Source organism: Weizmannia acidilactici (assembly GCF_008974225.1).
In the GTDB taxonomy this organism is placed as follows: domain Bacteria; phylum Bacillota; class Bacilli; order Bacillales; family Bacillaceae_C; genus Weizmannia; species Weizmannia acidilactici.
This window is the reverse complement of sequence record NZ_BKZR01000001.1, coordinates 78,372-90,756: the sequence shown is the minus strand read 5'-3', so window position 1 is coordinate 90,756 and position 12,385 is coordinate 78,372. Positions and strand designations below refer to the sequence as shown.

The 12,385-nt window shown below is 47.7% G+C and carries 11 protein-coding genes; all 11 read right to left on the bottom strand.

Translation table 11 applies throughout. The annotated features are described in order from the left end of the window. Positions 1-113: 113 nt before the first annotated feature. The gene (gene rpsO / locus GBH70_RS00470) at positions 114-383 is read right to left on the bottom strand and encodes a 30S ribosomal protein S15 (RefSeq protein WP_151679175.1); all 270 of its coding nucleotides are present in this window, start codon (positions 381-383) and stop codon (positions 114-116) included. 130 nt (positions 384-513) lie between these two features. Beyond that, positions 514-1,464, bottom strand: coding sequence for a riboflavin biosynthesis protein RibF (gene ribF, locus GBH70_RS00465; RefSeq protein WP_151679174.1), 951 nt, complete (start codon positions 1,462-1,464; stop codon positions 514-516). 88 nt (positions 1,465-1,552) lie between these two features. After that, positions 1,553-2,476 carry a tRNA pseudouridine(55) synthase TruB gene (gene truB / locus GBH70_RS00460; RefSeq protein ID WP_151679173.1) on the bottom strand — a complete coding sequence of 308 codons (924 nt, stop codon included), beginning with the start codon at positions 2,474-2,476 and terminating at the stop codon, positions 1,553-1,555. A gap of 157 nt (positions 2,477-2,633) precedes the next feature. Continuing rightward, positions 2,634-2,981 (bottom strand): 30S ribosome-binding factor RbfA, encoded by a 348-nt coding sequence (gene rbfA / locus GBH70_RS00455; RefSeq protein WP_151679172.1) that lies wholly within the window; start codon positions 2,979-2,981, stop codon positions 2,634-2,636. Between the two features lie 14 nt (positions 2,982-2,995). Then, positions 2,996-3,274 (bottom strand): DUF503 domain-containing protein, encoded by a 279-nt coding sequence (locus tag GBH70_RS00450; RefSeq protein ID WP_151679171.1) that lies wholly within the window; start codon positions 3,272-3,274, stop codon positions 2,996-2,998. Next, positions 3,271-5,451, bottom strand: a complete 2,181-nt coding sequence (gene infB, locus GBH70_RS00445) for a translation initiation factor IF-2 (protein ID WP_151679170.1) — start codon at positions 5,449-5,451, stop codon at positions 3,271-3,273. Before infB ends, GBH70_RS00450 begins: the two co-directional genes overlap by 4 nt. Before the next feature lie 14 nt (positions 5,452-5,465). Further along, entirely contained in the window at positions 5,466-5,774 is a 309-nt protein-coding gene (locus GBH70_RS00440; RefSeq protein ID WP_151679169.1) for a YlxQ family RNA-binding protein, read from the bottom strand. Then, positions 5,771-6,064, bottom strand: coding sequence for an RNase P modulator RnpM (gene rnpM / locus GBH70_RS00435; protein ID WP_151679168.1), 294 nt, complete (start codon positions 6,062-6,064; stop codon positions 5,771-5,773). The genes GBH70_RS00440 and rnpM overlap by 4 nt, the downstream gene beginning before the upstream one ends. 12 nt (positions 6,065-6,076) lie before the next feature. Continuing rightward, positions 6,077-7,294, bottom strand: coding sequence for a transcription termination factor NusA (nusA, locus tag GBH70_RS00430; protein WP_151679167.1), 1,218 nt, complete (start codon positions 7,292-7,294; stop codon positions 6,077-6,079). A gap of 67 nt (positions 7,295-7,361) precedes the next feature. Continuing rightward, complete coding sequence (rimP, locus tag GBH70_RS00425) at positions 7,362-7,829, bottom strand: ribosome maturation factor RimP (protein ID WP_151679166.1); 468 nt, start codon at positions 7,827-7,829, stop codon at positions 7,362-7,364. Between the two features lie 162 nt (positions 7,830-7,991). Beyond that, positions 7,992-12,320: a PolC-type DNA polymerase III gene (locus GBH70_RS00420; protein WP_151679165.1), complete on the bottom strand. Its 4,329-nt coding sequence runs from the start codon at positions 12,318-12,320 to the stop codon at positions 7,992-7,994. Between the last annotated feature and the right edge of the window lie 65 nt (positions 12,321-12,385).

Below are 12,385 nucleotides of genomic sequence, written 5' to 3'. Positions count from 1 at the left end.
GGGAAGGAGAAACCAGGCGGCGCTTCGGATACATCCGGCGGCGGAGAAAAGGGGAGATATAAACATTGCAAAAAAGCGGGAATGATCCCGCTTTTTTGCAACCTGCATTTTATTTATCGGCGCAAGCCTAACCGGTTAATCAATTCACGGTAACGCTGCACATCTTTATTGCGCAGATAAGTCAACAAATTACGCCGTCTCCCAACCATTTTCATCAAACCGCGGCGGGAATGATGGTCTTTTTTATGGACACGCAAATGATCGTTTAATTTGTTGATTTCTTCCGTCAATACAGCAATTTGCACTTCCGGAGAACCGGTATCGTTCTCGTGGATTTTAAATTGGTTGATGATTTCATTTTTACGTTCTTTTGAAATCGCCATACTGTTCACCTCCTCAACTTCAATCCCCTTGTGCCGAGCAGGCGTCGGTGGGTCGCACTGCCAAGCATAGGTTCCTGTTACTGTTACTGTAATAGAATACTACTTTTTAAACCAAAACACAAGTGGAAGTTCAATATTTTTCAAAGTAGCTTCTTGCGGCTTGCTCATCCCTTTTCATTTCCTCAATCAAATCCTCCACGCGGTCAAATTTCTTCTCTTCACGGATCCGTCGAAGCCACCTGACAATAACTTCTTCCCCGTAAATCGTCTCGGAAAAATCCAGCAAATACACTTCAGTCGTTTTTTCGTATTCGTCCGGATTTTTGAAAGTCGGGTTGTACCCGACGCTGCATAAGCCGTTATGCCAGACATCCCCGACCATCATTTGCACAATATAAACGCCGTTCGGGGGAAGCATATACGGATCGGACAATTGGATGTTTGCGGTCGGAAAGCCGAGCTGACGGCCCCTTTTTTCCCCGTGGACGACGACCCCCTTGATTTCATAATAGCGCCCAAGCAAGCGTTCCACGTCCCTGACTTTTCCTTCTCTTATTTTTGTCCGAATTAAAGTCGAGCTGACCTTTTCTTCCGAATTTTCAAGTACGACTTTCCCGACTGTTGTAATCGCGAAACGTCCGTTTGCGTATTCCGGCAGGTTTCCCATATTCCCTTTGCCAAACTTGCCGTATGTATAGTCAAAACCGGCCACAACATGTTTGGCCCCCAGCACGGCCAAATATTGATCGACAAATTGCTGCGGCAAAAGATTTGCAAAGCTGGAGGTAAACCGTACGATAAATAAATAGTCTATGCCGAGTGCCTCTATCAATTTGATTTTATCCCCGAGCGGTGTGATCAATTCGATTCCTTCTTTTTTTTTCCCAAGTACAACAGAAGGATGGGGCTCGAATGTCATTACCGCGCTTTTCCAGCCGTTCTGCTCCGCAATTTCCCTCGCTGTCCTGATCACTTTTTGGTGGCCAAGGTGGATACCGTCAAAATAGCCCAAAGCGATTGCAAGCGGGGGAAAATCGCCGGGGCGGAAGGAATGGGGATGATGAACCGTCAATACTTTCAATGTTTCTCACCTTTTCCCTTTTCAGTTTGGCTCTGTTAAATTTTTTGTACCCGCGAAATCCGGATTCACACAAGGGAATGCGGGAATATTAAAAATTTGAAAGATCATTTCTGATCACTTTTACCGGTTTGATAAAGCCGGGCCGCTTGGGATGGGGTTGATAAATTGCCATAATTTTATGGCGGTGAAATAATGCCATGATGCCGCCGCCATTTTGCCAATGTGCACCTTTTTCCAATACTGCGCCGTTTTTTACTTTCTCTGCTAATGTATCACTTATTTCCCATTTCGGCAAATGGTTCAGCCCCGCTTCCATCGGGAAAAGCAATTTTTCCGCCATACCGGCTTCTGCATACTTACCGACCTCTTCAAGTGTGAAGCACTGTTCCTTTGAAAAACTCCCCGCCATCGTTCTTGAAAGCTTCGACATATGGGCGGGATAGCCGAGCTTTTCGCCCATCATGACAGCAAGGGTACGGATATAAGTCCCTTTGCTGCAGGATGCGCGAAATCGGAAAGACACGAGCGGGCCTTCAAAGATTTCTCGCTGGTCCAATAATTCGAGGCTGTAAATTTCAACTTCCCTTGAAGGCCGCTCCACTTCGATCCCCTGCCTTGCATACTCATAAAGCCTTTTCCCGTTCACTTTTACCGCCGAAAACATTGGGGGCGTTTGCGTTATGCGGCCGGTTAGCGATGCGAAAACCGCCAAAATTTCTTCACGGGGGATCGGGCGGGTGATTTCTTTTCTTTCTACCGTCTCTCCGGATGCGTCTTCCGTCGTGGTTGAAAAACCGATTGTTGCTTCTCCTTCATACGTTTTGCCGGCATCTGTGAGAAATTCGGCAATTTTCGTTGCTCGTCCGATGCAGACCGGCAGCACCCCTTCCACATCCGGGTCGAGCGTGCCGGTGTGGCCTACTTTTTTTATTTTTAATCGTTTCCGGATTTTAAAAACGCAATCATGCGAAGTCATCCCTGCCGGTTTCCACAGCGGTAGAATCCCATCCATGATTTCACTTCCTTCCTGATACTTATCGCAGCTATGCAAGGGCTGCTTTTACCATGTGGCTCCTTAACTCCGTGATGGAAAAATATTCCCCAAACAAAGCTTAAAAAAAGGAAACCGATTGAACCCGTTTTCGGCTGCAATCAGTTTCCAACAATGGTCACTCTTCACTGTCATGAATCTTTTTAATCAATGTTTCAATGCGGTTGCCGTATTCAATGGATTCATCGATTTCAAAAAACAGTTCAGGCGTTTTGCGCAGCCGGATCCTGTTGCCCACTTCCGACCGGATAAATCCCTTTGCTTTTTCCAAGCCGGCAAGTGTTTCTTTCTTTTTCTCATCATCGCCCAAAACGGTGATGAACACTTTTGCCTGCTGCAGATCGCCTGTGACCTCCACATCGGTGACTGTCACAAAGCCGACGCGCGGGTCTTTTAATTTTCTGCCGATGATATCGCTCAGCTCTTTTTTCATTTGCTCGCCAACCCTGCTCGTACGAAGACTCATCACTCACACCTCATTTATAGCCATTCAAAATTCGTTTCAAGCCGCTCCCACTCCGGGCAAGAGTCGAGAAACTTGATCGCCCTCTGCAATTCTTTTTCTGCCTTGGCCTGGCTTGATGCGACCGTTACTACCTCAATCATGGTCCGCTGCCATACATCCTGGAAATCCATTTCACCAGCCGCGACATTGTATTTTTGCTTCAGACGTGTCAGCATCCTTTGCAAAACCGCCCGTTTTTCTTTCAGCGAATGGGCATCATGGATGTGAAATTCGCACCGGACGCTGCCAATCATGCCCTTTCTACTTCTTCCATGATAAAGGACTCGAGGACATCTCCTTCTTTGATGTCATTAAAGTTTTTAATGGTGATGCCGCATTCGTACCCCTGATTGACTTCTTTCACATCATCTTTAAACCGTTTCAGCGTATCGATTTCGCCTTCGTAAATGACGACGCCGTCGCGGATGACGCGGACGCCGCTGTCGCGGGTAATTTTCCCGTCGGTTACATAGCCGCCGGCAATTGTGCCGATTCTGGATACTTTAAACGTCTGCCGTACTTCGACCTGACCGATGATTTTTTCTTCGTATTCAGGATCGAGCATCCCTTTCATCGCCGATTCAATTTCTTCGATCGCCTTATAAATGATGCGGTGCAGGCGGATATCGACTTTTTCCGTTTCGGCCGCACGTTTTGCATTGGCATCCGGGCGGACGTTAAACCCGATAATAATCGCGTTGGACGCAGAGGCGAGCGCCACATCGGATTCAGTGATCGCACCGACCCCTGTATGGATGACTTTAATATTGACGCCCTCCACATCAATTTTTTGCAGGGCTGCGGTCAGCGCTTCAACAGAACCTTGCACATCCGCTTTTACGATGACATTTAATTCTTTCATTTCCCCTTGTTTCAATTGTTCAAACAAGGTGTCAAGGCTGATGCGGGCCGTTTCGTTGCGGTGCGCCTGGACAGCCTGCTGTTTTCTGGCTTCCCCAATTTGGCGCGCGGTTTTCTCGTCTTCGAATACGACAAAACGGTCGCCCGCTTCAGGGACATCATTCAAGCCGGTGATTTCGACCGGCGTGGACGGGCCGGCTTCTTTTACACGGCGTCCGAGGTCATTGACCATTGCGCGGACACGCCCGTAAGTATGGCCGACAACGATCGGATCGCCAACATGCAGCGTGCCATTTTGCACGAGCAATGTTGCAACAGGGCCGCGGCCTTTATCAAGGCGCGCTTCAATGACTGAGCCGAGCGCACGCCGGTTCGGGTTGGCTTTCAGTTCTTCCACTTCGCTGACAAGTAAAATCATTTCAAGCAGGTTATCGATTCCTTCCCCCGTTAAAGCGGAAATCGGGACATAAATCGTATCGCCGCCCCAATCTTCCGGAATCAGTCCGTATTCTGTCAATTCCTGCATGACCCGCTCCGGATTAGCCGTCGGTTTGTCAATTTTATTGACAGCAACAATAATTGGCACATCTGCTGCTTTTGCGTGGTTGATCGCTTCCACAGTCTGCGGCTTCACGCCGTCATCAGCCGCGACGACAAGAACCGTAATATCAGTTACCTGCGCCCCGCGCGCCCGCATCGTCGTAAATGCTTCATGACCGGGCGTATCCAAAAACGTAATTTTTTTACCATCAATTTTGACCTGGTACGCACCGATATGCTGTGTAATGCCGCCTGCTTCCCCTGCAGTGACCTTCGTGTGGCGGATGGAATCAAGTGTCGTTGTTTTCCCATGGTCGACATGGCCCATAATGGTGACAACCGGCGGGCGGACTTCAAGGTCTTCTTCACGGTCTTCCGTAAAATACGTTTCCAAATCCGTCTGGTCGATGACAACTTCTTCTTCGACTTTCACGCCGTATTCCGAGGCAATCAACTCGATTGCGTCTTTGTCGAGCTGCTGGTTGATCGTTGCCACAACGCCCAATAGGAACAATTTTTTAATAATTTCGGACGGCTCACGGTTCAGCTTTTTCGCCAGTTCCGCCACTGTCAGCGATTCGGTGAACGTAATTTTTTCAGGCAGTTCCTTTTTCTTTTGGGCAGGCTGTGGCTGTTGTTTGGCATTTTTATTTTTCTTGTTTTTCTTTTGCTTGTTGAAAGGTTTCACATTGTTTTCACGCGCTTGCTTTTTCATATTGCCGTTTCCGTGATTCCCGTTTTTCTGCCTTTGTTTTCCGCTCTTTTCATGGTGTTCGCGGCCTTCAGGCTGTGCTTTCTCGGCTTTTTCATTCCTTTCACGTTTTGCAGGCGCTTTTTGTACGTTTTGTTTTTTCCCGTCCGAATGTTGCTTCTTTCCGCTGTAGAAAGCATCCAGCTTACTTACAGTTTCCCCATCGATCATCGACATATGATTGGATACCTCTATATTCATTTGTTTTAATTTCGATATGACTTCCTTGCTTGAAGTATGATGAGCTTTCGCATACTCGTAAATACGTATTTTGCTCATGTCGTCACCCCCACCTATGATTCATCGAGCAGTTCGGCAAGTTTTTCCGCAAAACCGCGGTCGCAAACCGCCACTGTAACCCTTGCCTCTTTCCCGATGGCTTTCCCAAGTGTTTCTCTCGTTTCAACAAAATGTACAGGCACATTGTAGAAACGGCATTTATCTAAAACCTTTTTCGACGTGTTGGATGAGGCATCTTTTGACAATAATACAAGCTTTGCCCGGCCCGACCGAACCTCTTTCAGAACGAGCTCCTCTCCCGAAACGGCTTTTCCTGCCCGGTTGGCAAGGCCTAAAAAGGACATCGCCCGGTTTCCGTTCATAGTTTTTGTTTATTCTCCTTTTTTTCTTTTTGGATAAACGCCAATATTTCATCGTAAAAGGAATCTTCTATCGCAGCGCCGAGATGGCTTGCGAGAATATTTTTTTTCTTTGCCAAAAGCACGGCTTCCTCATCTTTTGAAAGATAGGCGCCTCTTCCGGATTTTTTCCCGGTCGGGTCGATTGAAATCTCCCCTTCTTTGGAACGGACAATACGGAGCATTTCCTTTTTCGGTTTCATTTCTCCCGTTGCAACGCATTTTCTCATCGGAATTTTCTTACGTGTCGCCATCGTCCTCACTCCTTATTCGATTTCATCATCTTTTTCATCAAATTCAGGCACTTTTTCCTCTTTCGCATGGAGTCCGGTTTCTTCTTCCGCAGCAAGGAATTCGGCCGTTTCTTTATTTAGAACGGGATCCAGCGTTTCTTCCGTTTCAGCCGGCATTTCTCCTTCAAAAGTTTCCGGGCGCGGATAAATGCCTGTTTCCCTTGCGTCCGTTTCGCTCTTAATATCAATTTTCCATCCTGTCAGTTTCGCCGCCAGTCTTGCATTCTGGCCGCGTTTCCCGATTGCAAGCGATAACTGGTAATCCGGGACGATGACAGTCGTCGCTTTATTTTTTTCATCCACAATGACATCAAGCACTTTTGAAGGGCTTAATGCATTTGCGACAAACTCAACCGGATCGTCCGACCATTTTACGATATCGATTTTTTCGCCATGAAGTTCGTTAACGATCGCTTGCACGCGCGCCCCTTTAGGACCGACGCATGCCCCGACGGGATCGACATCCGGACGGTCAGTATAAACGGAAATTTTCGAGCGGTCTCCTGCTTCGCGGGCCACGGAGCGGATTTCAACTGTCCCGTCGTATATTTCCGGGACTTCCAATTCAAACAACCGTTTTAATAGACCCGGGTGCGTCCGTGAAACGAAAATCTGCGGACCTTTCGTGGTTTTTTCGACTTTTGTGATATACACTTTGATCCTGTCGTGCGGATTGTACGCTTCATTCGGCGACTGTTCGCCCGGCGGCAGCAATGCTTCGGCTTTTCCAAGGCTGACATACGTAAAACGCGCGTCTTTCCGCTGTACAATCCCTGTCATAATATCGTCTTCGCGGTCGATGAACTCGTTGTAAATGATTCCCCGTTCCGCTTCCCTGACACGCTGCGTCACAACCTGTTTCGCGGTTTGTGCCGCAATCCGGCCGAAATCTTTCGGTGTCACTTCGATTTCGACAACATCCCCGATTTCATACGATGGATTAATTTTTTTGGCGTCTTCAAGCGATATTTCAAGCCTTGAATCGAAAACTTCTTCTACAACATCTTTACGGGCAAAAACGCGGATTGTGCCGTTTGCAAGGTTCAAATCCGTCCTTACATTCTGCGCCTGGTTAAAGTTGCGGCGGTATGCCGAGACAAGGGCGGCTTCAATCGCTTCGACAAGCAATTCCCGCGAAATCCCTTTTTCTTTTTCAAGCATTGTAAGAGCATCTACCAATTCTGAGCTCATGGAAATTTGGTCCCCCTTCATTTTTTGGAGCTTTTACTGCTGATGAACCGCTTCTTTCATTTACGCTTTAAAATTCAACGGCCAGTCGCGCCTGGGCCACTTTTTCAAACGGGATTTCCTTTTCGACTTTTCTTGTTTTCACCTTACATTCTAATGTTAATAAATCAGGCTGAAAAGCGATCAGTTTTCCCTGGAATATTTTCTCCCCGTCAATCGGCTCATAAGTTTTGACGAGAACGCTCCGGCCGACAGCGCGTTCAAAATCCCGCTGTTTTTTTAATGGGCGTTCGGCACCCGGTGATGAAACCTCAAGAAAATAATTGTGGGGAATCGGGTCAACTTCATCCAGCTTTTCGCTGAGGCGTTCGCTTACAAGCCCGCACTCCTCGATATCCACACCTTCTTCTTTATCAATATAGACACGAAGGAACCAGCTTTTTCCTTCTTTTACATATTCGATATCAACCAGTTCAAGGCCGAGTTCTTCCGCAATCGGGGATGCAAGTTCTTCCACCACTTCAACGACTTTACTCATGCTGACCTCCTGAAAAGTTCCGATTTAAAACACGAAAGAGCGGGGTTACGCCCCACTCTTTTACACGAGAGTTTATCAGTAGTATTTCCATAAAAGACTATACCATAACATACTTGAAAATGCAAATTTGAAAAAGATTATACTTTTTTCGAATAAAGTCTATTAAAACAGGGATAATTGGTTTTGCTCCGGAAGCGATTCTAGGCAGCCGTGCTGGTCAAGGTATTCCATAATCGTTTTCGATACTTTCCCGCGCCTTTGCAAATCTTCTTTTGACAGGAATTCGCCTTCTTCACGCGCTTTTACAATATTGACAGCCGCGTTTGTGCCTAGGCCCGGAATGGCGTTGAAAGGCGGAATAAGCGAGTCGCCGTCGATGACAAACTTGTCCGCTTCCGAACGGTACAAATCAATCGGCTGGAAGCGGAAGCCGCGCTCGCACATTTCAAGCGCCAGTTCCAATACCGTCAGCAGGCTTTTCTCTTTTGCCGACGCATCCATCCCTTTTGCGTTGATCTCGTTAATTTTCGCCCGGATCGAGTTTGAACCGTGGATCATCGCGTCCAAATCAAAATCTTCCGCCCGAACCGTAAAGTAAGTTGCATAGTATAAAAGCGGATAGTACACCTTAAAATAAGCAATCCGGACCGCCATCAGGACGTATGCGGTGGCGTGGGCTTTCGGAAACATATATTTGATCTTTTTGCACGATTCAATATACCATTTCGGCACATTCTGCTTGATCATCTCTTCTTCCATCTCCGGCTGCAGCCCTTTCCCTTTCCGCACCGATTCCATTATTTTAAAGGCAAGGGAAGACTCAAGGCCCTGATAAATCAAGTACACCATAATATCGTCCCGGCAGCCGATCACTTCCGGAAGGGTGCATGTCCCGTTTTGGATCAGTTCCTGCGCATTGCCGAGCCATACATCCGTGCCGTGCGAAAGCCCCGAAATCTGGACGAGTTCGGAAAACGTCGTCGGCTTTGTATCTTCGAGCATCTGCCGCACAAACTTTGTTCCAAATTCCGGAATGCCGAGTGTGCCGGTTTTACACATGATTTGCTCCTCCGTCACCCCGAGCGATTCCGTTCCGCTGAAAATTTTCATGACTTCCGGATCATCGGTCGGAATTGTTTTCGGGTCGATACCGCTTAAATCCTGTAGCATGCGGATGACGGTCGGATCATCGTGCCCGAGTATATCGAGCTTTAAAATGTTATCGTGGATCGAGTGGAAGTCAAAATGCGTCGTCCGCCAATCAGAGCTGCTGTCATCGGCCGGATACTGGATCGGCGTGAAATCATAAATGTCCATATAATCAGGAACAACGATGATGCCGCCCGGGTGCTGGCCGGTTGTCCGTTTGACGCCGGTGCAGCCTTGGACAAGCCGGTCGACTTCAGCACCCCTGAAGGTGATATTATGGTCCTGTGCGTACCCTTTTACATAACCGTATGCCGTTTTTTCGGCAACGGTGCCGATCGTCCCCGCCCGGTATACGAAGTCTTCGCCGAACAAAACTTTTGTGTAAGCATGGGCGCGCGGCTGGTAATCGCCGGAAAAGTTCAGATCAATATCCGGGACTTTATCCCCTTTAAAGCCGAGGAACGTTTCAAACGGGATATCATGGCCGTCTTTTTTGTATTTTGCCCCGCAGTTCGGGCAGTTTTTATCCGGCAGGTCAAAGCCGGAACCGATGGAACCGTCATCGAAAAACTCGGAATGCTTGCAGTTCGGGCAGACATAATGTGGCGGGAGCGGATTGACCTCGGTAATTTCCGTCATGGTTGCGACCAATGAGGAACCGACCGACCCCCGCGAACCGACAAGGTATCCGTCGTCCAAAGATTTTTTTACAAGCTTATGGGCAATCAGATAAATGACCGCAAACCCGTGGCCGATAATGCTTTTCAGCTCTTTTTCAAGTCTGTCCTCGACAATCTCCGGCAGCGGATCACCGTATATGCTTTTTGCTCGCTTATAACTCTGCTCGCGGATTTCTTCTTCCGCCCCTTCAATTTTCGGCGTGTACAAATCATCTTTAATCGGTTTGACATCCCCGATTAAATCCGCGATTTTCTGCGTATTATAAACGACGATTTCCTTCGCTTTTTCTTCGCCGAGAAAAGCAAAGCATTCCAGCATTTCATCCGTTGTACGGAAATGGACATCCGGCAGCTCATACCGGTTGAGCGGATTCGCGCCGCCCTGGGAGCTGATCAGGATTTTCCGGTAGATTTTATCTTCCGGATTCAAATAATGGACATTGCCAGTCGCAACGACAGGCAAATTTAATTTTTCGCCAAGTTTCACGATCTTTGCAATGATTTCTTCGAGCGCTTTTTCATCGCGGACAAGTTCCTGTTCAATAAGGGGCGCATACACTTCTTTCGGATGCACTTCCAGAAAGTCATAAAAGCGTGCCAGTTCCTCAACTTCTGCCGGATCTTTCTGCATCATCCCTTCGAAAACTTCGCCTTTGTCGCAGCCGGACCCGACAAGAATTCCGTCGCGGTACTTTTGCAGCTGTGAACGCGGAATCCGCGGCACGCGGTAAAAGTAATCGATATGCGATAACGAAATCAGTTTAAATAAGTTTTTCAGGCCTTCCTGCGTCTGCACAAGCAGGGTGCAGTGGGACGGGCGCGCCCGTTTAAATGCGCCGCCTTCGCCCATATACTGGTTAAACTGGTCATGGTATTCGATATTCCTTTCGCGTGCGTCTTTCAGCATCTTCAGGAAAATCTGCCCGGTTGCTTCCGTATCGTAAATCGCGCGGTGATGCTGGGTCAGTTCGACATTGAATTTTTTCGCGAGCGTATTCAGCCGGTAGTTTTTAAAATCCGGGTATAAAAACCGGCCAAGTTCGAGCGTATCAATAACCGGGTTGTTCGATTTCGGCAAACCGATTTTCTGCAGGCCCACATTTAAAAAGCCGACATCAAACGAAGCGTTATGGGCAACCAAAATGGCATCGCCGATCCACTCGTGATATTCTTTCAGCACTACCGAAATATCCGGCGCATCTTTTAACATCTCATCGGTAATGTTCGTCAGCTCAATGATCGTATTTGAGAGCGGGTGCCCAGGGTTGGCAAACCGTTCAAAACGGTCAATCACTTCCCCGTTTTTAATTTTAATGGCTGCCACTTCAATAATGGTGTCGTAGACGGCGGAAAGCCCTGTCGTTTCGACGTCAAACACAACATATGTCGCCTCATCAAGATTCACATGGGCATCGTTATAAGCGATCGGCACCCCGTCGTCAACGAGGTTGGCTTCAAGGCCGAAAATCACTTTAATACCGTTCTTTTTGCCGGCGCTGTAAGCTTCCGGGAAACTTTGCGCTACGGCATGGTCCGTGACCGCTATGGCCGGATGCCCCCATTTTTTCGCCTGAGCCACAAGGTCGCTGACAGAAGTAACGGCGTCCATCTGGCTCATCGGCGTATGGAGATGGAGTTCGACGCGCTTTTCATTTTCCGAGGCTGTATCTTTGCGTACATGCGGGGCAATTTCACAAATGTCATTCGCAATCATGACCAAATCGCGCACAAATGTATCGTTTTGGATGCTGCCGCGCGCCCTGAGCCACATGCCTTTTTTCAGGCGGGCAAACTGGGCGGCATCTTCTTTATCGCGCGAGAACATTTTCACAAGGATAGAGCTCGTATAGTCTGTCATTTTCAGCTGCAAAAGCGTCCGGCCGCTGCGCAGTTCTTTTGTTTCAACGTCAAAAACATATCCTTCCACCGTAATGCGCCTTTCTTCATCCACAATTTCCGAAATGCTGCGGATTTCGTCATCATCCGGGATTTTCAGCCCGATCATCAGCGGGCCTTCATCTTCAGGCGCATCCTGCTTACGGTCTTCGGACATGCTTTTCTGCATTTCCAGAACCGCCTGCCTCGCCCGTTCCTCATCTTCTTTTTTCTTTTCTTCCATAAATTTTGCATATTCTTCGGAAGACTGCGGTACAGGTGCGGTTTCCACATCAAACATTAACTTCGGGAAGCCTGCCCGTTCGTAAAAACCGGTAATCAGCCCCCCGTATTTTTGTTTTAATGTCCTCGCTTCCGGATCATTCCGGCCGGTTAAGGTAAATTTATTGCCAGTTACTTTCGGCACCTGCTCCGACAATAAAGACAAGAGCATCGGCGACATGCCTTCAAACTCCCGAAGGCAGGCGTTCCAATAGTCTGCTACAAGCCCAGGCTTGAAAGATGCATCTTTCGTCCGGATAGAAAAACTGACCTTTGCAATATGCTGAAAAGCTTGGCACAGCCGGGTTGAAAACTGTAAATACGCTTCAATAGGAAGGATTTTTTCCAATAAAAAATAAAAGTGCCATCGTTTCGACTGGCGTTCCACGACAAGCTTTTCAATTTCCCCGTTTTGAAAATGGCTGTAAAGCCCGTCGTCCGTCAGTTTCAACTGCTGCAGCAAAATTTGAAACCTTTCTTTCTTTTCGGCGGGATTTTCAATCATGTTTTCCTCTCCCATCCATTAAAGTTAGCCTCGTAAACATCTTAAAAAAACTATAACGATAATTC

Coding starts and splice junctions, on each gene's coding strand:
- rpsO (WP_151679175.1), bottom strand. CDS start 383: ATGGCGATTTCAAAAGAACGTAAAAATGAAATCATCAACCAATTTAAA.
- rbfA (WP_151679172.1), bottom strand. CDS start 2,981: ATGAGTCTTCGTACGAGCAGGGTTGGCGAGCAAATGAAAAAAGAGCTG.
- GBH70_RS00450 (WP_151679171.1), bottom strand. CDS start 3,274: ATGATTGGCAGCGTCCGGTGCGAATTTCACATCCATGATGCCCATTCG.
- rnpM (WP_151679168.1), bottom strand. CDS start 6,064: ATGGCGACACGTAAGAAAATTCCGATGAGAAAATGCGTTGCAACGGGA.
- GBH70_RS00440 (WP_151679169.1), bottom strand. CDS start 5,774: ATGAACGGAAACCGGGCGATGTCCTTTTTAGGCCTTGCCAACCGGGCA.
- GBH70_RS00420 (WP_151679165.1), bottom strand. CDS start 12,320: ATGATTGAAAATCCCGCCGAAAAGAAAGAAAGGTTTCAAATTTTGCTG.
- truB (WP_151679173.1), bottom strand. CDS start 2,476: ATGGATGGGATTCTACCGCTGTGGAAACCGGCAGGGATGACTTCGCAT.
- rimP (WP_151679166.1), bottom strand. CDS start 7,829: ATGAGTAAAGTCGTTGAAGTGGTGGAAGAACTTGCATCCCCGATTGCG.
- nusA (WP_151679167.1), bottom strand. CDS start 7,294: ATGAGCTCAGAATTGGTAGATGCTCTTACAATGCTTGAAAAAGAAAAA.
- infB (WP_151679170.1), bottom strand. CDS start 5,451: ATGAGCAAAATACGTATTTACGAGTATGCGAAAGCTCATCATACTTCA.